Below are 23,960 nucleotides of genomic sequence, written 5' to 3'. Positions count from 1 at the left end.
GAGCGGAAAAGTGGGGTCCAGGCGCCACACGTGGACAGCTAATAGCGAGGATGTGAGTGTTCACATTTTCGCTGGACGATTGTCCACATCAGTGCTTGCGAAGGTCAGCGAGATCATGGCAGCGCGCAGTTTGAGCAGTTCAGAGGGCAGGGCCGGATCCAATCCGGTCAGGGTTGCGATGCGCTTGATTCGATTGTCGACGGTGTTGGTGTGCAGGCCGAGCGCCGACGCGGTGCGCTGACGATGCTGGCCGTTGGCGAGATGTATGGACAATGTCTGCAGCAGTTCCGGATTGCCGTCGAGTGGCTTGAGAAGATTGATCAAGCTGTCGCGGCCTACGCCACCCCGAGTGAGTTGATACTCGAGCGCGAGGTCTTCCATTCGGTACGACCGCGCCGGCAGTCTCAGGCGCCGCACGAGTTGTGCCAATTCGTGAGTGGTTGCTTGGGCGGCGGCGATATCTCGTACCGCGGCGTTCTCGGCGATTGCTGTGATCTCCACCCCGACCGTTGCGCGTGCACGTTGGATGACCTCGCACACTGTTCCCCAGTCGGGTGTGCCCTCGATCAGGACCAGACCACGTTGCGGTGCAGGAGCTTCGAGCAGCGCCGATCCGAAGTGGGCCGCGATTTTCGATTGAGCGACGGAGAGGTCACGGTAGGCCTGTATGCGCTGGTGGTTGCCGTTGCGTGCTCCCGGGCGGATGGGCGGCAGGTTCACCAGGAGCCGCAGGACGAGATAGCGGGGTGCGAGTTCGACGCCCATCTGCAACGCAAGCTGGGTGGGATCGTCGCCGTCCAGCATGGCTTTCACGAGAGCGCCGGCCGAGTATTCCCCGAGTTGGGAACCGGCTGGAAGAGCCGAAAGATAGCTGATCGAGATGAACGAGTGAAGCCGCTGCGCGAGTGCGAACAAGAACTCGTTGAGATCCCCGAGATTGGCGGAGTCCTCGGCGTCGGCCCGGCTGAGGATGAGGGTGCGAAAAGTGCTGATGCCCTCGTTGGTCAAGTTGAGGATCGCGCTGAGTGGCACGCCTTTCAATGCTTGTTGGACGGTCATCGTGTGAATGCCGTCCAACTCTTGGTCGGTGGGAAGTTTGCGGTGATCCAATAGCTGGATCCCCACTTGGAGCCCCTGCACGATCACCGCAATCAGTTCCCGACGTACTGCCTCCGTTTGGAGGGAAGTCAACGTCGGGTTGGCACGGGACAGGTGATCTACGAGATCGCTTGCCAGTGGGATGACGTCGTTGACCGCTGTGGAGGCGGGCTTGCCTCCCAACATGAGCGGTCCCGGGTTGTTCAGCAGCGCTGGGGACATGGGTGGCCTCCTCTAGACAGGTGCGTCGCCTGGCACAGGCACCCGGAGGCTCGGCGCGTTACGAAGCGGGGTACACGCTGAGGCCTTGTTCGGGGGCATACTCGCCGCTGAAATTTGCGGATCGAATTGCGCCAGGCGTTGTGATTTCTACCACATGAACGATCGTCCAACTGTGAAATGGACAAATGTGAAGATAAGTCCATATGCCCCACGCGCTGCGGACCTAAACAATCGTCCACTTACGGTGTTTTTCGACGTCAGAGCGGAAAACGGATTCGGAGGACACTACGAGTTCCGTCTGGGATGATTGCCGGCGCCTACGGTGCTCGTCGCGGGCGATTTGCTCAGATCAAGCTCGAGGGCCCTGGGTCCTCGCGGACCCAGGGCCCTCGCGGCCTAGGTATTGATTCGACCAGTCCGATGTACGGGAACCGGTTCAGGGTGAAATCACCCCTTTTTGTACTGCTGTCTGTATTGCGGAAATCTCTAGATGACGCCCAGCGAAATCATGGCGTCGGCCACCTTCACGAAGCCGGCAATGTTCGCGCCGTGCACGTAGTCGCCCGGCTTTCCGTACTCGGCAGCGGTGTTGATGGTGCGCTTGTGAATGCCGCGCATGATTCCGGCGAGACGCTCGTCGGTGTACTCGAAGCTCCAGGAATCACGCGAAGCATTCTGCTGCATTTCGAGAGCGGAGGTTGCAACGCCACCGGCGTTGGCCGCCTTGCCGGGTGCGAAGGCTACGTTCGCGTCACGGAAGAGCTGGATGCCACCGGGGGTGGTGGGCATGTTCGCGCCTTCGGCAACGGCCTGAACGCCGTTGGCGATCAAGGTCTTTGCGGCATCTTCGTCGAGCTCGTTCTGAGTCGCGCAGGGGAGTGCGACGTCGCACGGCACGTCCCAGATGGAACCGTCGGCGATGAACTCGGCATGCGGAACTGCGTCGGCGTACTCGCTGATGCGGCCGCGGCGAACTTCCTTGATCTCCTTGAGGAGGTCGAGATCGATGCCCTTCTTGTCCACGATGTATCCCGAGGAATCCGAGCAGGCGATCGCGACGCCGCCGAGCTGGTGGATCTTCTGGATTGCGTAGATGGCGACATTGCCGGATCCGGAGATCACGACGTTCTTGCCTTCGAGGCCTTCACCCTTCGCCTTGAGCATTTCGGCGACGAAGTACGCGACGCCGTAGCCGGTGGCCTCGGTGCGAACCTGCGATCCGCCCCAGGTGATGCCCTTGCCGGTGAGGACGCCCGACTCGTACGTGTTGGTCAGCCGCTTGTACTGACCGAACAGGTAGCCGATCTCGCGACCGCCGACGCCGATGTCGCCGGCCGGAACGTCGGTGTATTCACCGATGTGACGCTGCAGTTCGGTCATGAAGGACTGACAGAAGCGCATGACCTCTGCGTCGGAGCGGCCCTTGGGATCGAAGTCCGAGCCACCCTTGCCGCCGCCGATGGGCAGGCCGGTGAGTGAGTTCTTGAAGATCTGCTCGAAGCCGAGGAACTTCACGATGCCCAGGTTGACGCTGGGGTGGAAGCGCAGGCCGCCCTTGTAGGGGCCGAGTGCACTGTTGTACTGCACGCGGAAGCCACGGTTGACGTGAACGTTGCCCTGGTCGTCGGTCCACGGCACGCGGAAGATGATCTGGCGTTCCGGCTCGCAGAGCCGCTCGATGAGTCCGGCGTCGGCGTAGCGGGGGTGGCGTTCGAGCACTACGTGAAGAGACTCGAAGACCTCTGCGGCGGCCTGATGGAACTCGGGCTCTCCTGCATTGCGAACCAAAACCTGATCGTAAATCTGCGCTACGCGGTCACGTACGGACACCGCTCACCTACCTCGTTGTGAGAACTCTTTTACATTTCCGTTACATACTAGGCGCCTTTATTGCTGTATCGGACAACTGTCCTGTGAAGGTGAAATCGGACACAGCTGTCACTTGTGTCAGTTGAACGGGCGATTTATAACAATTTGCTCAGCTTTCACTCTCTTAACACAGTCCAAATGGTTTGCTTCTGCGGTCGGGGATCACTGTGCCTGTGGTCCGAACGAGTCGAAAATGATCAGAGGGGCTGCACGTGCGTAATAAACACTCCATGTCGGCGATGTTGTCGATAGGCGTCGTCACGATTGCCGCGACGATTGCCGCAGCACCGTCTGCGTCGGCGATCGGTGGACCGTGCGGTTCGGGAGGAAGTGGTTCCGCCGGATCGATGACGGGTTCGCTCGGCTCGCTGACCGGATCGCTCGGCAGTGGATCCGCCGGTACCGGCTCCCTCGCCAACGCGCTGCCTTGGATCACCGGCGCCCCCAACGGTGCTCTGCCGGTGCTGACCGGCCGGACCAAGGCGATCGAAATGGTCACTGGCCCAGGCAGTCCCAACAACACCATCGAGCGGTTCAACGTGTCGGGTACCGACCTCGGAATCATGTGGGACAACGGTCTTTCGGGGCCGGATCACGACGTGCTGATGGCATTCGGCGACACGGTGGGCGACTGCGACACCCCGGGTGACGACTGGCGCAGCAACGTATTGTTCCGCAGCAACGACACCGCCATTGCCGACGGGATGAAGATCGACAGTTCTCCTTTGGACGGCCCCAATCATTCCAAGGAGATCATTCCGGGATTCGGCATTCCGGGTGAGTTCACCACCATCCCGACCGCTGGAATCTCTTACGGTGGTGTGCAGTACATCAGATTCATGTCCGTTCGGTCGTGGGACGAACCTGGAGCCTGGACCACCAACTACTCGGCTCTGGCCTTCTCCACGGACAACGGTGAGAACTGGGAACTCGATCCGGCGACAGTTCGCGCCAATACCGAAGGACTTGGCATTCCGGGGATTCCGGCAGTATCGCCGATCAATTCCAACTTCCAGCAGAGCGCCTTCCTCGACGGTCGGGACGGCTACATTTACGAATACGGAACTCCCTCAGGTCGTTTCGGTAAGGCGATCCTGGCGCGAGTGGCCGGCGCCGACATCAGAAATCTCGGCGCCTACGAATACTGGGACGGCTCCGGTTGGAGTCCGCGAGATACCGATGCCGTTCAGGTCATCAAGGCACCGGTCAGTGAACTCGCAGTGCAGTGGAACGACTACCTGAACAAGTACGTTGCCATGTACACCAGTGCCGAGGGCAACCTGGTGATCCGTCAGGCCGACCAACCGCAAGGCCCGTGGAGTGGTACGCAGACCCTGTTGAGTGGAATCACGTTGCCCGCGTTGTACGGCGGATTCATGCACCCGTGGGCGAGCGGACAGTTCCTCGAATTCGTCGCCACCACGTGGGACCGTTACAACGTCATCTACATGCGGACCGATTTGAACGGACTCCAGATGGCGTCGTCGGATTCGCGCGATCGTCCTGACCCCGCGACCACCGGTGAGGCTCGCGTACTCGAAGTCACGATGCCGGAAGACCGCTAGGCGAGCAAGATTCGACAACTATGGCCTGCAACTCGATCGAGTTGCAGGCCATAGTTCTGTGGGTAGTGATATTCGGGTGATACTCAGAGAATGAAGAGCATTTCCTGATACGTCGGGAGTGGCCAGTGATCGTCGGCGACGATGGTTTCGAGGAAGTCGGCCGCTGCACGTACCTCTGCCATGGCGGGCAGGAGTGCGTCCTGTGCGTGCTTGGCCTGATCGAATGGCGACTCGCCGGCGTCGGTGTCGATTGCTGCGCGCAGGGCCGCGAGCGCTGTGCGCAGAGCCGCAACGGGCGCCGACACTTCTTCGAGCGGTGCTGAATCCGGTTCGAGGCCGGCGGACTTCAGTGCGACGAAGTTCTGCGCAACTTCCGTCTGGTGGCGCACTGCGGCCGGAAGGATTAGCGTCGTACCGATTTCGGCGGCCAGGCGTGCCTCGACGCCGATGCTCAGTGCGTACTGTTCGAGTCCGACCTCGTAGCGACTGTGCATCTCCCGGTGGTTGAAGACCTTGTACTTCTCGAAGAGTTCCATCGAGGATTCGGTGATCAGTTCAGGAAGGGCGTCCAGCGTCGTGCGAAGGTTCGGCAGGCCGCGAGACTCGGCCTCGATCTGCCAGTTCTCCGAGTAACCGTCGCCGTTGAAGACAACCGCACCGTGGTTGGTGATGATCTCGGTGAGCAGATTCTGGACGGCGGTGTCGAAATCGGCGCCGTCGGCGACCGCGGCCTCCAGTTCGGTGGCCATGTAGTCCAAGGCCTCGGCCATGATCGTGTTGATGGTGACCATCGGGCCGTTGACTGTTTGCAGCGATCCTGGCGCGCGGAACTCGAAACGGTTGCCGGTGAAGGCAAATGGGCTCGTGCGGTTGCGGTCGCCCGGGTCGGTCGGTAGGACGGGAAGGGTGTCGGCTCCGATCATCATGGTGCCCTTGTCCTTCGACGATGTCGCTGCGCCCTTGGCGATCTGCTCGAAGACGTCGGCCAGCTGATCGCCGAGGAAGATCGAGATGATGGCCGGGGGAGCCTCGTTGGCACCGAGACGGTGATCGTTGGTTGCCGATGCGACCGACGCGCGCAGGAGGCCGGCGTATTTGTGGACGGCCCGGATGACTGCGGCGCAGAATACGAGGAACTGGGCGTTGTCATGCGGATTGTCGCCGGGGACAAGCAAACTGCCGAGTTCGGAGTTGCCCAGCGAGAAGTTGACGTGCTTGCCGGAGCCGTTGACACCGTCGAACGGCTTCTCGTGGAACAGACATTCCATGCCGTGCTTCTTGGCGATTGTCTTGAAAGTGGTCATCAGCAACTGCTGGTGGTCCGCGGCGATGTTGCCTCGCTCGAACATCGGGGCGATTTCGAACTGGCCGGGCGCAACCTCGTTGTGCCGCGTCTTGGCGGGGATACCGAGTTTGAAAAGTTCCCGCTCGGTGTCCATCATGAATCCGAGCACACGTTCCGGGATCGCCCCGAAGTAGTGGTCGTCGAACTCCTGGCCCTTGGGCGGCTTTGCGCCGAAGAGTGTTCGGCCGGCGTTGAGGAGGTCGGGGCGGGCGAGGAAGAAGTGTCGATCGATCAGGAAGTACTCCTGCTCGGGTCCGCAGAACGACACGATGTGCTCGGGATCGGTATGACCGAACAACTTAAGGATTCGTTCGGCGTGGAAACCCATTGCCTGTTGTGAACGCAGCAGGGGAGTCTTGTGGTCGAGCGCTTCGCCGGTCATCGAAACGAACACGGTCGGGATACACAGTGTGTTGCCGTTGGGGTTTTCGAGAACGTAGGCCGGGCTCGTGACATCCCAGCCGGTGTATCCGCGAGCCTCGAACGTGTTGCGCAGCCCGCCGTTCGGGAAACTCGAAGCGTCGGGTTCACCTTGGATCAAGGTCTTGCCGGCGAACTCCGCCAGTGCACTGCCGTCGCCGACCGGCTCGAGGAAGCTGTCGTGCTTCTCGGCGGTCAACCCGGTAAGCGGATAGAAGACGTGGGCGTAGTGGGTTGCGCCTTTCTCCAACGCCCAGTCCTTCATCGCGGATGCGACCGCGTCGGCGACCATGGGATCGAGCGGTTTGCCTTGCTCGATCGTCGCCATCACCGATTTGTAGACGAGCTTGGGCAGTCGCTTCTGCATGACCACCTTGTTGAAGACGTTGGCTCCGAACACCTCTCCGGGTGTCTCGTCGGTCGTGAAACTGACCACCGGAGGTGTGTAGGCCTCGACGTCCTTGATCGCTTGCAAGCGAACTGCATTTCCACTCATGTGCTTACCCCTCGCCCGGGCCCAGGGCTGCGCTGCTGATTGCGAGCCCGACTTCGGCAAACCCTACGAACCTCCGGTATCGGGGGTGTTTCGTAGGTATTGCGCCTGTCCGCAAACTTCGAGTCACAACGGAAATGTCGATCTGTCGGAGGTCTACGGCAGACTTCGAGCGGAGGGGTCAACGCGGGTCAGACGAATCGGAGAGTCTTTGTGATCAGGGTTTTGGTGCCAACCACAGTGGAGCAGGGCGATCTCGCGGAAGTGCTTCGGTTGTACGAAGAACTTGTCACCGAGACCCGAAAAGAGGTCGGCTGCATCAACTACGAGTTATTGCAGCGCACCGACAATCCCTGCGAGCTCGTGTTGGCGGAAGAATGGGAATCGCAGGAGCACCTCGACGCTCATACCCATACCGAGCACTTCGTCAGTTTGGTTGAGGCGCTGGCCAAGCTCGAGACGGCAGCGCCGGCGCAGATCTTCACGAAGGTTCTGTAGCGGCGGGATCAGGGCTCAGCGCCTGCTCATCTTGTAGACGCGAACGAGCGTGCCGTCCAATTCGGGGGCCACGGTGCCGCAGTGAAAGCTGTGGGTTCGTCGAGGTACTGGACCCCGTGCCTTCCGCCGTGAAAAGAAGTTTGAATCGAATAACAGGCGGCTGTGACGTCGACTTCGAGGGAACCGTCGACCACTGACAACACCCAGGTGTCGAATTCTTCGAGCAGTACAGCGGACCCCCTGTCGCATCCGTCGCAGGCACAGTCAGGAATGGACGCCATCGCCACAGCCGGGTTGCCCGCGGCGATCGTGACATTGAACGGGTGGGCGCTGTCGACCGGAGTGTGCGTGGTCAGCACGAGCGGAACCGCACCGTCACTCGAAGGCTCCAAAACGGTGTCGGCCCCGCCGGACTCCAAGGGACGGAGCGCCCATCGCACAGGCGGTACTTCTCGTGCCCAGCCGCGATCGACGAGGACCTTTGTCCACGCTCGAGCTCTTGCCACCACGATCAGGAACTTCTCCGGATCGGTACAACGCTCGTACGAGTCCTTGCGGGGTTGGACGTCGCCGCTGTATGGGCTCAGCCACCCTGGTGTCTGCGCGCCCGTGATGGCGAACGCGGCAGCGACGTCATCGAGTAGGTCGCATCGTTCGCGAGAGAGCCTGGAATCGTCTTCGCTCCAGCCATTTTCGCGGGCGGAGAGGACGTTGTTGTTGTAAGTCTCCCACCACGGCCTCGTCGGGTCCGTAATCATGACGGCAACGCTACTGGCAACTCTGACGATCAGTCTCCGATATATCCGGTCTCCGGGTTAACCTTGCTGAGGAAGTCGCGGATCGACGCACGGTGTTCATCGATAGTTTCGGGCTGAATTTCGTTCGATGGACTGTTCGCTCGGTCGAGGACACTGTAGTAGGAAACACGGTGAAAACTGGAAAACCCGTACCCCTCGTTCGGCCCCGATTTCCAGTCGTAGTCGGACGCGCCCGGCTCCCCGGGGCGGACCGTCACCGTGAAGATTTCTCCATCGACTTCCAGCGTGAATGGCCCATCATCCGCAATCGGACGGCTTTCACCGGTCGACTCGTCCTGTTCCTCGAACGTCATGAGTCGACCCCGCCACAAGGGAAGGGCTACAACGATTGGTCGGGTCCGGTCAACGAGGCGGGACCGGTCGTCGGTTGGTGTGCGCCGGTGAACCTCTCGACGACAGATACCACGACGATCGCGAGTGCCAGGATTCCAACGGTCCGGGCGAATGACTTCAGTGTCTTCGGAAGTGCCTTCTTCATGCGAGGCAGATTACTGCGGACGGATCATGATTTGTGGGTTAGGTTTCGGTCAGATCGAATCGTTCGCCCAAGAGGCCGCTGGTCCGCCATGTCCGTCTGTGAATCAAATCTTGTGGTGCCCCGGCAGGATTCGAACCTGATCACGCCACAGGGGATTCGTGCAGGTAGGCACGCCAAAAAGTCATTCTGAGCAGCATGCAAAGCTCTCAGCCGATGTTGCAAGTAGGTACATAGGTATGCAGAGAACTACTCTCGTAAGGGAACGCAGACGGAACGATCCAGGGGAGTGCAGCATGACGGTCAAGCGGCGTCGTAGCTGGGGAACGATCAAGAAACTGCCGAGCGGCAACCACCGTGCGAGCTATGTCGGCCCTGACGGGATCACCTACGCCGCGCCACAGACGTACAAAGCGAAGATCGACGCGGAGGGCTGGCTCGGCAACATCAAACGCACCATTGACCTGGAGACCTGGACGCCGCCTGGTGCGGAGAAGTCGCGCGGTCTGAGCCTGGCAGCGTATTCGGCGATATGGCTCTCTCATCGCACGCTCAAGCCGCGCACCCGCTCCCTCTACGACGATCTGCTGCGCCTGCACATCAATCCGAAGCTAGGGGATCTGAAGGTGTCGGCAGTCTCGCCTGCTGCTGTTCGGGTCTGGTATGCCGAGCTAGCGACCGGACAGACTCGCAAGGCTCATGCCTACGCACTACTGCACGCGATTATGGCGACGGCTGTCTCGGACGAGGTGATCGACGCCAACCCTTGCCGTATCCGTTCGGCGATGCAGACCAAGAGGAAGCGCGATATCGGTCTACTGACGCCGCAGGAGTTGTCTCGGCTCGCGGGGGAGATGCCCGAACCATTGGCCGTCGCGGTGCTGCTGCTCGGGTGGTGCGGTCTACGGTCTGGTGAGCTGAAGGAGCTACGGCGCAAGGATGTCGGCAAGGATGCGGCGACGTTGCGTGTCGAGCGGGCCGTGACGTATCGGTCCGGGGTTACCGCTGTGGATACGCCGAAGACTGCTGCCGGTGTCCGTACCGTCGCGGTGCCTCCTCATATCCGTAGCGCGATCACTGCGCATCTGCACCGGATTCCGAAGCATCCCGAAGCCCTTCTCTTCGCTGCCGACGATGGTGGGCACATCACCGATTGGGAATTCCGTAAGCCATTCAAGAAAGCCGCTGCCGCGATCGGTAAGCCGGATCTGCGCGTGCACGATCTTCGCCACGTCGGCGCGGTGCTGGCTGCTCAAGCCGGTGCCACCACCGCCGAACTGATGTTGCGTATCGGGCACACCACCCCGGCCATGGCGATGAGATATCAATCGGTAGCGGCTGGACGTGACGCCGAATTAGCGGAGAAGTTATCGAAGATGATGGCGGAAGATAATTCAAAAGAATAGGGCTCGGCCACAGAAAGAATAGGCAGGAGTGGGCACTTCCTGTGGTGATCGGAGCTTTATCGGACGGCATTAGCGCTTGGCTGTAGACCATTCTTCGATCCATTCTTTTGCCATTGTTTGGTGCCCAGGAATGGCGGTCGGCGGTGCCGGTTCTCGTCGTCCCATGGCGGATTCTCTTTCAGGCCCTGTTTCGGGCCACATGCACGCCGCGAATAGTGCTCTGACCTGCGGTTATATAAAGTAGTTGAAGAAAAAATTATAGAGGGAGAAGCGATCGGAGGCAGGGTCTTCCTCGGTCTGGCGGGATCACGCAAACCGATGACCCCCCTACCCATGCGGGTCGAGCCATTGTTTATGCGTGCACTTCTACCGAATTCACTAAAAGAAAGAATTGGTGTAACGTGATTAGTGGATAGGGAATAAGCGCATTCATTGCGGCGTTATCCAAATGAATATCACTCACTGGAAGGGGGTGAACACAATGACTACTACATCAATCAATAACTCTTGGAGTGCTCTCGTACGGCAGGAGCTACCAAGCGGTGCCACAGTGCGCAAGGTCGCATGGATGGCACTTCGAGCGTGCATAGGCTTGACGGTGGTCAGCTTCGCGGTCGCTGCTGCACTGCTGCTGGCTGTCTGGGTCGTCGTCGGCAGCATCGTGCGCAATGGACCAGCGATCGTGGGCAATGGTGTGCAGTGTGACGTGAGGAAGCTTCGAACGAGAGACATGAGTTGCAGTCATGCATGGTCAGCGTTGGGCAAGGTGCTGATGGCAGTGCATCGTTGGGTGGTAGGTAGCAGCAAGGCATAGCATGCAGTGTCATGGTGTGCAGTGTGGTTGTGGTGCAAAGGCTGAGACTTACTGAGATGTAAGGGATCTCAACTAGGCAAGGGCACAAGGCATGCAGTGTGGTAGGCATGCAGCATGGTAGGTGTCACATGCAGTGCAGTGTCAGTCAGTGTGAAGCAATGTTGTGTTGATCAATGAGTGTGATGGTGTGAGATGCAGTGTGGCTTACCAGATCTGGCTACCAGTCACGTCGTCAGGTCCAACAGGTTCGATCGTGATGGGCTGTGGTGCGGCCTGCCTAGGCTTCGGTGTTGTGCCTGGTGCACGTCGTGCTCGGCGTCGGAACGGCGCTTGATACGGCGCGGCTACGGTGCCAGCCAGGTTGCGACCCTCCCTCTTCCCTGAGTTGCATTTACCGTGTGCGGGAGCGGTGTTGGCTAGATCGAACAAAGCACCACCACGACTGACCGGCACGATGTGGTCTATTGAAAGCCCGAACCTGGTGCGACCACTGATGTTTGGATCAATTCGCTCGTTGCAAAGATGACACGTCCAGCCGCCCGGAGGAGTGTTGTCCTTGTACCACTTGCGTATGGCGACCCAACGTGCATCTTTCAACCACCACGAGTCCGACATGATATTCCTAGCCTTCCAACAGGTTTCAATATGTGTATCAGGGTTTGTAGTAAGACCCTATAGGTTTCAATACACCAAAGGCTCTGTCTCCCATAGTGAAAGAGACAGAGCCTTTGGCGGGTAGATGATGCCGCGTCCGATATGGGGACCGCCACTACCTAACCGGGCCGATCAAACTGGTGAACTCCGTGCGAGGAAGTCCAGATGACCGACCCGGTAGCTTTCATCAGGCCGTGGTGTTGATGCGGAGCAACTTGAACGCTGCCGGATTCACCACGTCACTGCCGATGCGCCGATGCAGGAGCAATCCGCGCTGTCCCGTTGGTCGGCGGTTTGGGCCGAATACCTGAGGGACGAGTTCGACTGTGCTGCCGAGCTTGTCAACGATCACAAAGTTCCCGAAGTCCCCGTAGATCGCGACGTAATTACTCTCGGTAGCGGCCGGATTCAGTGTCCCGTCGATGTTGCTGACCTCGTGCAGTGGCCGCCCCAACAGTGTCGCCGGAACATTCTGAGCCGAAGGAAACTTCAAAGCCCCTGAGCCTGTTTCGAATTGCCGAATCGTGTTGATAGTCGCCAGGTTCGCTGCAAACGATGCATTCGGCTGGAATCGCGGCCCCAGGGCATTCTGGAGGTTGTAGAGGTCCGCTGCCGCAAGAGCTTCGGTGCCGCTGCCCGGTACGATGACGCTGCCGCCCGCTGCGACCAAGGATGTCACGATTCCGGTCGGCTGAGTCGTTCCGTTGCCGTTCACCAGTGCCGCGTTTTCGAGTTCGAGTGCGCCGTCTGCCAGGAGCCGCTGGAGTTCACTGAGCAATCCCAACGCGTCTTCCTCGGCTTCGAACGAAAACTCGATCCACGCACTGGATTTGAATAGCGGGACAGGCTCTGGCGCAAAGGACGGACTTGCGTCGGCTGCCTCGGCGGTCTCTGCAAGCCATTCTGCCGTGACACCAGCCGAGCTGACCCCGTTCCACTGATTGCTCGAAGTCGTGACCACCCTGGAGATTTCACGCAACGGCGAAACACTCCCTGCGCTGGTCAAGATCACTGCCGGGTCCAGATCCCAAGGGACGAGGTGCTTTCCGGTTCCGCTGCTGCCGGAGATGATCGAACGCACCGACTCTGCATTGCGGTAAGCCTCGGATTCCTGCGGGGTCCACAGGAGATGCCCGCGCTCGGGGTTCACGACCAGCTTCGCGAACGCACTGCGGTAAGCATCACTGCCCGTAGTCGCTGCGAGTCGTGCGGCGATACTCTCACTGCCGATCAGCTTCTCGGACAGTGCTGCAGCGGCGTCGGTGAGCCTGCCTGCCTTGTGCGAGCGTTCGACGTTGGACAGCGCTGCATCCCTCGTCGGGTCGGTGTCCTTTCGCTTCGACCCGACGAGGGATGTACCCGCTTCGATGTGCCCGCCAGCGTCGGCAAGGCTCAACAGGCGTTCGCGTTGTTCCTTCAAGTGGCCCAGGAATTCGAGTTCGTCCAGGGCGGTAGCGAGTCGCTCGGATTCCTCGGCGTTGATGCCCTCGGCGCGCGTGGTGTACGGCTCGATGAATTCTTTCAGCTCGGTGAGCTTGGCAGCTCGTTGCTCATTGTTGAGTCCCCGAAGATGGTCGAACTTCTTGTCGAGAGGGGTGATGTTCATTGTCTTGATCCTTTGAGAGTGAGGGCTTTACAGCCCGTAAGTTGCTTTCAGCAGACCCAGGCGGGCCGCTAGTTGATTCGAGTCGAGCTGTGGGAGCTGAGCTGCTCGGATTCCGGCGATTTTGGCCGACTCATATGCCGGGAAGTTCACCACCGAGACCTCGTTCAGTTTGGCCTCGTAGTGAGTTCGCTCGGTCTTGTTGCGGTTCCAGGCTTCTCGAATCGGAGTGAATCCCACAGAGAAACTGTCGAGTGCGCCGTCGCGAATGAGTTCGAGTACCTCGTCACCGGCCTGGGTGGCAGAGACTCGGAACTCTCCGTACAGCCCTGCGGCGTCTTCCCTGAGCGACGTGGCTCGGCCCAGTGGCATTGTCTGCCGGTTGTGTTGGGCGAGTAGCTTCACTCGATATCCGGCCTCGGCAATGGATCTGGCGAAGGTGCCGCGCTTGAATGTCTCGGTGTATTCGCCGTCGTAGTCGCGGATATCGGTCGGCGAATCGAACGGGACCACGATGCCGTGAACTGTTCGACCGTCGCCGCTGGAGCGGATTTCGAGATCGCTTGAAAGGGCTCGGGTGAGCGTTTGATGTTGCATAGCAGTGTCTTTCGTCGGTCACTGAAGAGAGAGGGCATGAAAGCCACTCCAGAATCTCTAACAGGGGACGTTTGCCATGGTGACCGTCGATATCACGGTTCCGGTGGTGATCCTGCTTCGCTGGCGGTCCCGGCCAGTAACACCGGGCGACCTAACGTGAGTTTCATTCTAGAGCAGATTTCAGAATCGTGCTGCGGGCGTGGCAACCCCGGAAACATTGTGCGGGCAGAGGTTCCGGGGTTGCCGCAGGTTGCGGTGCCGGTCAGTCGGTGAGTTCGCTGATGTCGTCGGGAACATCGTCGGCGCTCGGTACGTACTCCAGTTCCGGCCCGCTGGGATCGCAGTCGTCGGTCAACCATTCGGCGTCTGCCAGAACCAACACTCGATCCGGGAACGCTGCGGCTCGGAACTCCACGACGTGGCCCAGGCTCTTCCAGGTCACTCCCGGATTGTTCTCGATGGTGATCTGCTCGTCGGGCGGTAGTAGTTTGGTTGCCTCTTCCACCAGTCGCGAGACCTTCCACTTGAACAATTCGATGCCGCGTAGTGGTGAGTAGTTGTCGATAGTCATTGCCTTGCCTTCCCTTTGGTGTGTGCATTGGCCCTGCGGCGTTCTGCCTGTTCCCGTTTCACCTTGTCGCTAGCGGCCTGCCATTGGTCCCAGGTGGGTGAATAGGTTCCGTTACTTGCCAACTCGTGGATCTCTCTGAACTCGCGATAGATCCGACGCTTGTACTCGCGTTGTTTCGCCCAGGTCTTAGCCGACTTGAATCCTTTTTCTTCCGGCATGTAGTCGTCAGCGTCAAAGTCCTCCAATAGTCGGTTCACCAACATGCCTCCGTCGTTCGAAACCGTGCGGCCGGTCGGGCACTCGGGCAACGCTGCACGACTCCGGCCCGTTCAGCGGCTCTCAGCGCCATCAGAACCGCGTCGTGGCCTAGTTGGGTGCGCTGGACAATCTCGGCGGCTGTGAGCGCACCTGGACTTGCTTTGAGGGTGCACACCACATGCAGGGCATCGGCTAGGTCGGATTCGGCGGTCATGGCTGCGGCCAAGGGTGGAGAAGAGACCGGCGACCAGATCTTTCGAGTTCGGCGTTCATCGTTGTGCCTTTCGTTCGGCGCGGCGCTGCGCGCGGTTCAGGTGGGCTCGGTACCAAGGGCATGTGTCGTCATGGAAGACGGTCCAATGAATGACCTCGTTCACGGTCTCGACGCGGAGGTCGGCGTTGCAGTCTCCACAGGGGTGCTTGGGTGGTGTCAGGTTCAGCATTTTCGGTTCCTTCGGGGTTGTTGTTCTCTCACTTCGATTTCGACCTGTTCCCTGTTCCCACCCAAGGGATTGGGGGTGGGGAACATGCAAGGGGTGCAGGCTGTTCCGGGGTGTTCCCGACGCTTGGGAACAGGCAGGAACACGCCCTGACCTGTGGTTTTGCACTAGATCCACGGCACCCTGTTCCGGGGTGTTCCCGCCGCTTGGGGAACAGGTTCAGGGCTGCCAACCTGTTCCCTTGCAGGTCAGAGGGTGTTTTCACCTATTCCGGGCGTAGTTTGCTTCTCGCCTTGTAGTCCCGAATCGCGTCGGTAAGGGTGGCTGCTCGGACGCCCTTCACGCCGTGGTCGGCAAGGAACTTCTTGACGTGTTCGCGCCCGAAAGTGTCGTCGGCGGGCATCCCCAAAGTGGTGAAGGTGTCCACCATCGACTGAACCGCGTCCACCTTTTGTTGCAGCGTCGGTGCTTCGATCTTTACTGTCAGATTTCCGTTGTCGTCGGAGACAATTTGGAACAGTGCCGCCACCGCGTCGGAGTCAGGGTCAGGGCAGTGTTTGCGAACCCATGACCCGCGCTCTTTCTCGGTGAGTCGTACGGTGAGTTCTCCGGCCCGTCCAGGCACCATCTGCTGAGTCATGATCACTCGGTAGCTCACGTCCATCAGTGCTCGTTTGGTCATGGCTCCCAGTGCAAAGGTTCCGCCGTTGGCTTTCGCTTCGTGGTCGATGACGATGACTGCCGCGCCTGTTCGCTTGAGAGGGTCGATGAGATGGTGAAACCACTTCGCCACTTCGTCGTTGTCGTTGCCGCTGTATCCGTACGACGCCAGGCAGGCCGTGCAACCATCCACCACCACGATGCTGTAGTCGGTGAGCGTGGACAGCATTTCGGCTGTCGCCACCTCGTGGGGGTTCCGGTACGAAATGAGCTTCATCTGTTTACGCGTCAAGCCAAGCTGTCGGAAGTTGATGCCAACAGATTCGTTGTCCGATTCGTAGTCGAGATACAGCACGCGGTTTCCGGCTCGGACTTGTTCGGCGCATGCGATTTTCGCTATCCACGACTTGCCGCTGCCGGACGGCCCGTGAAAGTCGTGAGACTTGCCGGGGTACAGCAAACCGATATCGTCGTCCCGGAACAACATCGTGGTTTCCTGCATCCGATAGTCCGCGTCCCAGATCCGATCCATACTGACTTCGGCCCACGATGACGGGAGGGCTGGCGGCGATGTGCCGGAATCAGTGAATGCGTCTGCCTGGCTTTCCCTTGCGTTGATTCCGAGTATGTCGTTGGCTGCCTTGTCCTTCAGCTGTGGGTTGTAGTCGTCGGCGGTGCCGTAGAGCTTGTGTACCTCCTTGTACATGAACGCCGGACCCTTCTGCTGATAGCGATCGGCCTGGCCCGCGTCAAGTAGCAGACAATGCAGTGTTTCTTCGAGAGAGAGTCCACTTGCCTTGCATGCGTTGATGATTCTCGCTGTCTTGCTGCTGCGGTCTGCGCTCGAAGCGTTCAGCGCGTCCCTGACACCCTCGGGCATGCGCTGTGGCGCAACGGGTGCGATCGGGTCGGTAGTGACCTCGACCTCCAGTTTGACCTCGACGGCAGGCAGTGTCTCGGCCAGTTCCCTTGGATTCCAGCGCTTCTTACCGACACTCTCGTCCCACAGAACGGGTGCAGTCGGGTGAGACTTCTTCGGTGACATCTGGTTGACGGTGCCGGGAATCCTCAGTATTCCGTTGTCCCGGCACGCCGCGCGGTCTGCGCCGAAGTGGGCGACAAGCTGATCTTCCAGCCGGTGATAGGTCGCTACGTCGACGGAATGATTCAACTCGATGTAGGCGTGCACGTGGCCGGGAGAGCCGGAATAGACCACCCAGGCGTCCAGCTTGCGCAGTTTCGTCGTGTCCTCGGCTGTCAGTGCCCGGTCGATGTCCACATGCAGGCGTCGGCGTTTGACGGACATGTTCATCGCGCGGCCACCTGTGCCGTCTGCCTTTTTCTTCTCATGGCTGTAGCTCAGATGCGCCGCGTACCAGACGTTGTAGCCTGCCTCGTTCTGGGCGACGATGAACGACACCACCTCCTCGGCCCGCTCGGGCCATGCAAACGGGTTGTCGGAGAAAGTTTGTTCGGTACTGCGGCCGGTGCCGACGCTGATCCATGCCGTGCCCTTGTCCCGACCGTACTGAAGGTCTAACCAGGTGCGTATTTTCTCGCGATCCACGCCCTGGACAATGGCGCTCACCCCTCGACCTGGACGGGAACCAGGAGGGCTTCGACCTCGGCCAGTTCGACGCGTAGGACGCGATCCGAGATGCGGTAGCCGGTCAGCTTGCCGTTGGCGATCCATCGACGGATGGTGATCGGGTGCACTGCCAAACGCTCGGCGGCGTCGGCCATGCTGATGAGTTTCGCTGGTGTAGTAGCCATTTCGGGCCGTCCTATCCACAGGTGTGTTCACTGTGGACGGCTCCCGATCGGTGACTCTCAAGCTCCAGTCAGACCGGCGATGTCCTTCGTGCCTCGTTGCCCAGTTGGACTACGTTTCCCGATCGTTGGCGTCCGCTTGAGTGGACTTGATCGGCTACGTGCTTAGCATAGCGAACTTTCCGTGACACGTCGCATGCACCTGAAGTCAGGTTGAGGGTTTGCGGATCTTTCGAGGGGGCGGTAGTCCGGTCAAACACCACCGCCCCGGTCCTCGTGTGAGGCCAGGGCGGTGTGTTGGGAATCAGGTAGTCACTTACTCGGCAGGTCGGGATTGCCGCCAAGTTCGCGGATGCGGTCGGCCTCGATCTTCAGATTCCCGACGAGTGTCGCGAGTTCGCCCTCGTCAACGCCGCCCTTAAGCCATCGCTTGCCGATTTCGGTCATCGAGTCGTTGAGTTCGTGAAGGCTGGCCACGGCCTCGTCCATCGTCGCGTTCTCGGCTACGAGCAACGTCACACGCAGGAAATGGGAATAGCCGATGACGCCAGGCGCGTTCGTGGGGTCCAAGATAGGGTCCCTGACGATGAGGCGCAGGAAGATGCCTACCTGGAACGCGAGCCGCTGTTTGACGCCTGCACGGGCGCGTTCCGCCGACCCCGGCTCGGACCATTCCTCAAGGCGTTCCTCGTATGAGTCGAACTCACGGCGCAGGGTATCGAGATTTTCGAGCCAGTTTCGCAACTGCGTGTTAGGGGATGCCATGGTGGCCTTTCGTTGTCGGGTACCGACTCGTCGGTCGGTTACGGTCAACGATAGGTGCGTCCACCGACAAATCCGGCAGAGGTGTTGACCGCCCTTGAGATTGGTGCCGGTGGGGCACTGGCGACCCCACGGCCAAAATGCCACCGCCCCGGCCTCATTCGAGGTTCGGGGCGGTGGTGTCTATGCAGGTGGTCTAGGCAACGGTAAGGGAACGGAACCTCCCGAAACATGCTCTGACCTGGTGCCCCCGGCAGGATTCGAACCTGCGACCAAGAGATTAGAAGGCTCTTGCTCTATCCCCTGAGCTACGGAGGCGCGTGGAACATCATACTCGAGGGTTGGGGATGTGACGCGCGCCGCCCAACTCCGACGCGTTGTCGTAGTCGGTTCGCGAAGGTCCTACCCTTGAGGTATGGCTACACCCGACCTCGCGCCGACAGATTCCCCACCGGAGTCCACTCCGCACAGCGGTGCACCCGCTTCTTCGACCGCGATATTCGTGGTCAGTGGACTCATCGCAGGGCTCACCGCAGCCATCGTGGTGGGATTCTCCGCGTCGCAGGCACTGACTCTTCTGGGCATCCCGGATCCAGGCCCGATCACCACATACGGCCTGCCCGCGATGCGCGCACTGGGGGAGATCGCCGCAGTCATCGCGATCGGGTCACTGCTTCTGGCCGCGTTCTTCGTGCCGCCGCAGAAGTCGGGTGTCCTCGACGTCGACGGCTATCGGGCAGTCCGAACTGCATCGCACGCCGCGATCGTGTGGGCGATCTGTTCGTTCATGATGGTGCCTCTGACGCTCTCTGACACGTCGGGTCAGCCGTTTGCCGAAGCGATCAAACCGGCGAACCTGTGGTCGGGACTCGATCAGGTCGAGATCGCCGGCGCTTGGCGTTGGACTGCGATCATCGCGGTTGTTCTGGCGATCTTGGCCCGACTGACACTGCGCTGGTGGTGGACCCCGCTACTGCTGCTGGTCGGTCTTCTCGGACTGATGCCGCTCGCTCTCACCGGTCACTCGTCTTCGGGCGGGTCGCATGACATCGCCACCAACAGCCTGATCCTGCACCTCGTGGCGGCTTCGCTCTGGGCCGGCGGCTTGTTCGCGCTACTGGCACACGCGCGGCGCGGCGGCGATTACACCGACGTAGCAGCCCGACGCTTTTCGACGGTCGCATCCATCTGCTTCGTCGTCATGGGATTCAGCGGCGTCATCAACGCGATTGTCCGTCTGCCTCTCGACGACGTATTCACCACGACGTATGGACGATTGATCGTCGCGAAAACAGTTGCACTGATCATCCTCGGGTTCTTCGGTTGGGCTCAGCGGAGTCGGGCGCTACCGGCGCTGGCGGAGAATCCGAAGAGTCGCTCTGCCCTGATTCGATTTGCCGGCGCTGAAGGCATCGTGATGGCGGCAACCATCGGCCTCGCGATCGGCCTCGGTCGTACCCCGCCGCCCCCGCCGCTGTCGATTCCCTCGATTCCCGAGGTCGAACTCGGTTACAACCTTCCGGACCCGCCGTCGTTCATGGCCTTCGTGACGGACTGGCGATTCGACCTCATGTTCGGCACCGCCGCCGTTGCTGCGGCGATTCTGTACGGCATCGGCCTTCGCGAGCTGGCCAAGCGTGGGGATTCCTGGCCTGTCGGCCGAACCATCGCCTGGATGAGCGGTTGTGCGGTGCTCCTGATCGCCACGTCGTCGGGCGTCGGCAAATACGCACCGGCAGTCTTCAGCGTTCACATGGGTGCGCACATGGCGCTGTCGATGTTGGGACCAGTCCTGCTGGTTCTGGGTGCGCCGATCACTTTGGCTCTGCGGGCCCTGGATCCGGCAGGCAAGGACGGCGTGCCCGGCATTCGCGAGTGGATTCTGACCGCTCTGCACAGCCCGTTCTCGCGATTCATCACCCACCCGATCGTGGCGGCAGTTCTCTTTGTCGGCGGTTTCTACGCGCTGTATCTCGGCGGAATCTACGGTGCGACGGTCGACTCGCACAGCGCTCACCTGCTGATGAACCTGCACTTCATCCTCAGCGGCTATCTCTTCTACTGGGTGGCGATCGGAATCGACCCGTCACCACGTCAATTGCAGCCAGTGACCAAGCTGGCAATGGTCTTCGGCTCACTTCCGTTCCACGCCTTCTTCGGCGTGGCACTGATGAGCACTACCGCCGTCATGGGCGGCGCGTACTTCCGTTCGCTCGGCCTCGGCTGGAACAACGACCTGATCGGCGATCAGCAGCTGGGCGGCAGCATCGCGTGGGCGACCGGCGAGATCCCGCTCATGGTGGTCATGCTCGCGCTACTGGTTCAGTGGTCGCGCAGCGATGGCAGGACAGCGCGCCGAACCGACCGTGCGGCCGAGCGTGACCACGACGCCGACCTCGCTGCTCACAACGCCATGTTCGCCGAATTGGCCAGGCGGGACCGCGAAGGGTGGAAACCGCGTGAGGCTGCTGACGCGGAGACTGCAAGCGAGGACTCTGCGGACGAGACACCCAGCGAGAAGAAATCCGACGAATCCTCCACTAGCACTTAGCTCCGACACTGCCCGGGCCGTTTGGCTCGGGCAGTGCTGTTTCTCCACAGCTGTTCCACCGATGCACAGGTGGAAATCGAAGATCCCGAGCCACGCGTTTGTCGTTCCACAATCGAAACTGCCGACGCAATGATCGGCCCCGCGGCAGTTGGCGGGTTCTGGAGTTCGAAGGGGGATCGGACATGTACGAAACGCATGCAACGGTGGTCGGAACCGTCATCACCAATCCGGTGAAGCGGCAGACCACGAATGGCGAAGAGGTGCTGAGCTTTCGGATGGCGAGCAACACGCGTCGCAAAGACGCGGTGACCGGAGAGTGGACGGACGGAGCGACCCTCTATCTCACGGTCAGCTGCTGGCGGCGGTTGGTCACCGGCGTCGGCGCATCCATCTTGAAGGGTGATCCGGTCATGGTGGCGGGGGAGTTGCGCACCAACGAGTACACGACCAAAGAGGGTGTGCCTCGTTCCGATCTCGAGCTACGGGCGACTGCGGTAGGCGCGGACCTTGCTCGTTGCATCTCGAAGATCGAGCGTCAGAGTAAGCCGACGTCGGCAGAGAATGTCGAGGACGCAGTCGACACCGTCGCTGCGTGAGGACTCACACCGAAGGTTTCGGGCAGTCGCGGGGCCGAGAGTCGTGCCCCGCGTCCACTCGCTCGAGAAGTTCGGTGAGAGTTGCTCGCTCCGATTCGTCGAGGTCGTCGAACACATCCGAGGATTCGCGTCGTTGAGCTTTCGCGACGTCGGCAGCGAGGGTAGCGCCGGCGTCGGTGAGCTCGAGTAATACAGCTCGCCGATCGTTCGGATCGGGAGTGCGGCGCACCCATCCGGCCTCTTCGAGGGAATCCACGACGTCGGTCGCCGACCGCGGAACGATGCGCAATCGCTCGGCAAGAAACCCGAGTCGAACCGGCTCGCCCACTCGGGTCAGTACTCGCAGCGCTCGGCTTTGCGACGGCGAGAGACCGAATGGTTCCAGCGCTGCCACCTGACGTCGGCGGATGAGCCGTGCCACGGACATCACGACGTCGGTGAGTTCGCGCTCTCGGGAATGCATGGCGTCAGTCTAGCGTTGTTGGTGTCAGCCTCATAGTGAGGTAACCTCATCAATATGAAACTAGGATGAGAAAGCCTCCAGGAGGTAGAACGTGAAACCAGATCACATGCGAAACATCGAACGATCCGCTGTCGAGATCACTCCGGCGGAATCCGTACCGGCAAAGCGCGTACTCGGACTGTTCGCGCCGTATCGAACTCAGATCGCCATCGTCACCGCGGTCATCACACTCAGCGCGATCGTGGCGCTGGGCAGCCCGCTGCTCCTACGCGAAATGCTCGACAAGGCGATCCCGGACAAGAACCTCGGACTCGTGAGCGTTCTGGCCATCGGCATGATCGCCATTGCCGTGATCACGAGCTGTCTCGGCGTGGCCCAGACATGGATGTCCAACAGCATCGGCCAGAAACTGATGCACCAACTGCGCGTGCGGGTCTACTCGCATCTGCAGAATCAGTCGCTCGGATTCTTCGCTCGAACCCGAACCGGAGAAGTTCAGTCGCGTATTGCCAACGACATCGGCGGTATGCAGTCGGTGGTCACCAACACGGCAACGTCCATCGCGCAGAATGCAACGACCGTGGCAGCCACCATTGTTGCTCTGTTCCTTCTGGATTGGCGGCTTGCCATCTTCTCGCTGGCGATCTTGCCGGTGTTCATCCGTATCGCACGCAAGATCGGTGACGAGCGCCGCAAGATCTCTGGTAAGCGGCAGAAGCTACTCAGTGATCTGTCGGTCCAGGTGGAGGAATCTCTCTCCGTCAGTGGCATTCTCCTCGGCAAGACGACCGGCGCGAAGTCGGCTCTGACGGATCGATTCACCGAGCGTTCAGCGGAAGTCGCAGACGTCGAACTCCGAGCCATGATGGCCGGCAAGTGGCGCATGGCGACCATGTCGATCACCTTCGCAGCCATGCCTGCACTGGTCTACTGGTTTGCCGGTTTCACTCTCGATCACGGCAACACCATCACCGTCGGCACCCTCGTCGCATTCACCACGCTGCAAACACAATTGTTCCGCCCCACCATGATGCTGCTCAACACGGGCGTCGAGGTGCAGAGCTCGATGGCACTGTTCAGTCGCGTGTTCGAGTACCTGGATCTGCCGATCGACATCGCGGATCCGGAAGAGTCGAAGAGCTTCGACCGCACCAAGATGTCCGGCGAACTTCGGTTCGACCACGTCGACTTCTCGTATCCAGGAACCGACAGCAAGACCCTCGACAACATCGACCTCACGGTCCCGGCCGGCGGAACCTTGGCGCTTGTCGGCTCCACGGGTTCGGGCAAGACCACTCTCGGATACTTGGCCGCACGTCTGTACGACCCGACTGCGGGATCGGTGAGAATCGACGACGTCGATCTGCGGGACCTCGATCTGGCGACGGTCTCCGACCTGGTAGGTGTGGTGTCGCAGGAGACGTATCTCTTCCACACGACGATTCGTGAGAACCTTCGGTTCGCGAAACCCGACGCCACGGACGCCGAGATCGAGCAGGCAGCGCGCATCGCGCAGATCCACGAGTTCATTTCCGGTCTCGACGACGGGTACGACACCATGGTCGGCGAGCGCGGCTACCGATTCTCCGGCGGTGAGAAACAGCGCATAGCGATCGCGCGCACAGTCCTGCGGAATCCGCCGATCCTCGTCCTCGACGAGGCGACGAGCGCCTTGGACAATCGCACTGAACGTGCGTTGCAGGACGCGCTCGACGAGCTGATGGTCGGACGCACCACTCTTGTTGTGGCGCACAGGCTTTCCACGGTTCGAGATGCGGATCTCATCGCGGTCCTCGACCAGGGCGTGGTTGTGGAAAAGGGCACCCACGACGAACTTGTGCAACAAGGTGGGCGATACGCACAGTTGCTTGCGGCCTCGGGTAGCGACGCCGTCGAACTCCCGTCGGAACTGCAGACCGTGTGAGTGTAAGAAATGTCGGCCATTTCACTTCCGCAAGTTTCTAGAACGTGTTCTACTTTAATGGTCGTTGATCGACTATCAGTGGAGGCGG

General features: G+C 60.4%; 21 protein-coding genes and 1 tRNA gene. 6 read left to right on the top strand and 16 right to left on the bottom strand.

What is annotated here, in order from left to right:
- Positions 1–60 precede the first annotated feature (60 nt).
- The gene (locus ACVZUB_RS19015) at positions 61–1,320 is read right to left on the bottom strand and encodes a PucR family transcriptional regulator (protein WP_047270262.1); all 1,260 of its coding nucleotides are present in this window, start codon (positions 1,318–1,320) and stop codon (positions 61–63) included.
- Positions 1,321–1,806: 486 nt separating this feature from the next.
- A complete protein-coding gene (gdhA, locus tag ACVZUB_RS19010) occupies positions 1,807–3,150 on the bottom strand; it encodes an NADP-specific glutamate dehydrogenase (protein WP_003945368.1) in 1,344 nt (447 codons plus the stop codon).
- 269 nt (positions 3,151–3,419) lie between these two features.
- Here gdhA and ACVZUB_RS19005 point away from each other — a divergent pair, with 269 nt between their 5' ends.
- Positions 3,420–4,754: a DUF4185 domain-containing protein gene (locus ACVZUB_RS19005; protein WP_007733338.1), complete on the top strand. Its 1,335-nt coding sequence runs from the start codon at positions 3,420–3,422 to the stop codon at positions 4,752–4,754.
- Positions 4,755–4,837: 83 nt separating this feature from the next.
- Here ACVZUB_RS19005 and ACVZUB_RS19000 read toward each other — a convergent pair whose 3' ends face one another.
- The gene (locus ACVZUB_RS19000) at positions 4,838–7,015 is read right to left on the bottom strand and encodes a glutamine synthetase III family protein (RefSeq protein WP_003945365.1); all 2,178 of its coding nucleotides are present in this window, start codon (positions 7,013–7,015) and stop codon (positions 4,838–4,840) included.
- Between the two features lie 225 nt (positions 7,016–7,240).
- Between ACVZUB_RS19000 and ACVZUB_RS18995 the strand changes: the two genes are divergently transcribed.
- Positions 7,241–7,510 (top strand): putative quinol monooxygenase, encoded by a 270-nt coding sequence (locus ACVZUB_RS18995; RefSeq protein ID WP_482627649.1) that lies wholly within the window; start codon positions 7,241–7,243, stop codon positions 7,508–7,510.
- 26 nt (positions 7,511–7,536) lie between these two features.
- On the opposite strand, the gene ACVZUB_RS18990 is transcribed toward ACVZUB_RS18995, so the two are convergent.
- From ACVZUB_RS18990 to ACVZUB_RS18980, 3 genes are read right to left on the bottom strand one after another with little or no spacing between them, the layout of a single operon-like run.
- On the bottom strand, positions 7,537–8,268 hold the full coding sequence (locus ACVZUB_RS18990; RefSeq protein ID WP_391591238.1) for a DUF6226 family protein: 732 nt from the start codon (positions 8,266–8,268) through the stop codon (positions 7,537–7,539).
- Between the two features lie 29 nt (positions 8,269–8,297).
- Positions 8,298–8,621, bottom strand: coding sequence for a hypothetical protein (locus tag ACVZUB_RS18985; RefSeq protein WP_482627648.1), 324 nt, complete (start codon positions 8,619–8,621; stop codon positions 8,298–8,300).
- Positions 8,622–8,647: 26 nt separating this feature from the next.
- Positions 8,648–8,806 (bottom strand): hypothetical protein, encoded by a 159-nt coding sequence (locus ACVZUB_RS18980; protein WP_482627647.1) that lies wholly within the window; start codon positions 8,804–8,806, stop codon positions 8,648–8,650.
- A 293-nt stretch (positions 8,807–9,099) separates the two neighbouring features.
- On the opposite strand from ACVZUB_RS18980, the gene ACVZUB_RS18975 reads away from it, so the two are divergent.
- On the top strand, positions 9,100–10,209 hold the full coding sequence (locus ACVZUB_RS18975; protein WP_482627646.1) for a tyrosine-type recombinase/integrase: 1,110 nt from the start codon (positions 9,100–9,102) through the stop codon (positions 10,207–10,209).
- 1,018 nt (positions 10,210–11,227) lie between these two features.
- On the opposite strand, the gene ACVZUB_RS18970 is transcribed toward ACVZUB_RS18975, so the two are convergent.
- From ACVZUB_RS18970 to ACVZUB_RS18930, 9 genes are all read right to left on the bottom strand, one after another.
- Entirely contained in the window at positions 11,228–11,638 is a 411-nt protein-coding gene (locus ACVZUB_RS18970; protein WP_482627645.1) for an HNH endonuclease, read from the bottom strand.
- Between the two features lie 226 nt (positions 11,639–11,864).
- Positions 11,865–13,283, bottom strand: a complete 1,419-nt coding sequence (locus ACVZUB_RS18965; protein ID WP_482627644.1) for a phage major capsid protein — start codon at positions 13,281–13,283, stop codon at positions 11,865–11,867.
- A 27-nt stretch (positions 13,284–13,310) separates the two neighbouring features.
- Entirely contained in the window at positions 13,311–13,877 is a 567-nt protein-coding gene (locus ACVZUB_RS18960) for an HK97 family phage prohead protease (protein ID WP_482627643.1), read from the bottom strand.
- 262 nt (positions 13,878–14,139) lie between these two features.
- Positions 14,140–14,448 (bottom strand): hypothetical protein, encoded by a 309-nt coding sequence (locus ACVZUB_RS18955; RefSeq protein WP_482627642.1) that lies wholly within the window; start codon positions 14,446–14,448, stop codon positions 14,140–14,142.
- Positions 14,445–14,705: a hypothetical protein gene (locus ACVZUB_RS18950; protein WP_482627641.1), complete on the bottom strand. Its 261-nt coding sequence runs from the start codon at positions 14,703–14,705 to the stop codon at positions 14,445–14,447. Before ACVZUB_RS18950 ends, ACVZUB_RS18955 begins: the two co-directional genes overlap by 4 nt.
- Before the next feature lie 706 nt (positions 14,706–15,411).
- Positions 15,412–17,394, bottom strand: a complete 1,983-nt coding sequence (locus ACVZUB_RS18945; RefSeq protein WP_482627640.1) for an AAA family ATPase — start codon at positions 17,392–17,394, stop codon at positions 15,412–15,414.
- Positions 17,391–17,579, bottom strand: coding sequence for an excisionase family DNA-binding protein (locus tag ACVZUB_RS18940; protein ID WP_482627639.1), 189 nt, complete (start codon positions 17,577–17,579; stop codon positions 17,391–17,393). The genes ACVZUB_RS18945 and ACVZUB_RS18940 overlap by 4 nt, the downstream gene beginning before the upstream one ends.
- A 309-nt stretch (positions 17,580–17,888) precedes the next feature.
- Positions 17,889–18,341 (bottom strand): hypothetical protein, encoded by a 453-nt coding sequence (locus ACVZUB_RS18935; protein ID WP_482627638.1) that lies wholly within the window; start codon positions 18,339–18,341, stop codon positions 17,889–17,891.
- A 239-nt stretch (positions 18,342–18,580) separates the two neighbouring features.
- A tRNA-Arg gene (locus ACVZUB_RS18930) sits at positions 18,581–18,656 on the bottom strand.
- A 97-nt stretch (positions 18,657–18,753) separates the two neighbouring features.
- On the opposite strand from ACVZUB_RS18930, the gene ACVZUB_RS18925 reads away from it, so the two are divergent.
- The gene (locus ACVZUB_RS18925) at positions 18,754–20,889 is read left to right on the top strand and encodes a bifunctional copper resistance protein CopD/cytochrome c oxidase assembly protein (protein ID WP_482627637.1); all 2,136 of its coding nucleotides are present in this window, start codon (positions 18,754–18,756) and stop codon (positions 20,887–20,889) included.
- Between the two features lie 182 nt (positions 20,890–21,071).
- Positions 21,072–21,485, top strand: a complete 414-nt coding sequence (ssb, locus tag ACVZUB_RS18920) for a single-stranded DNA-binding protein (RefSeq protein ID WP_482627636.1) — start codon at positions 21,072–21,074, stop codon at positions 21,483–21,485.
- Positions 21,486–21,489: 4 nt separating this feature from the next.
- Here ssb and ACVZUB_RS18915 read toward each other — a convergent pair whose 3' ends face one another.
- Positions 21,490–21,948 (bottom strand): MarR family winged helix-turn-helix transcriptional regulator, encoded by a 459-nt coding sequence (locus tag ACVZUB_RS18915; RefSeq protein WP_003945320.1) that lies wholly within the window; start codon positions 21,946–21,948, stop codon positions 21,490–21,492.
- A 106-nt stretch (positions 21,949–22,054) separates the two neighbouring features.
- Here ACVZUB_RS18915 and ACVZUB_RS18910 point away from each other — a divergent pair, with 106 nt between their 5' ends.
- Positions 22,055–23,872: an ABC transporter ATP-binding protein gene (locus tag ACVZUB_RS18910; RefSeq protein WP_054801009.1), complete on the top strand. Its 1,818-nt coding sequence runs from the start codon at positions 22,055–22,057 to the stop codon at positions 23,870–23,872.
- Positions 23,873–23,960: the final 88 nt, after the last annotated feature.

The sequence above is a fragment of the Rhodococcus sp. OS5 genome (assembly GCF_056837585.1).
Note: the sequence above shows the minus strand (reverse complement) of the source record. Positions and strands in the feature narration are given on the sequence as shown.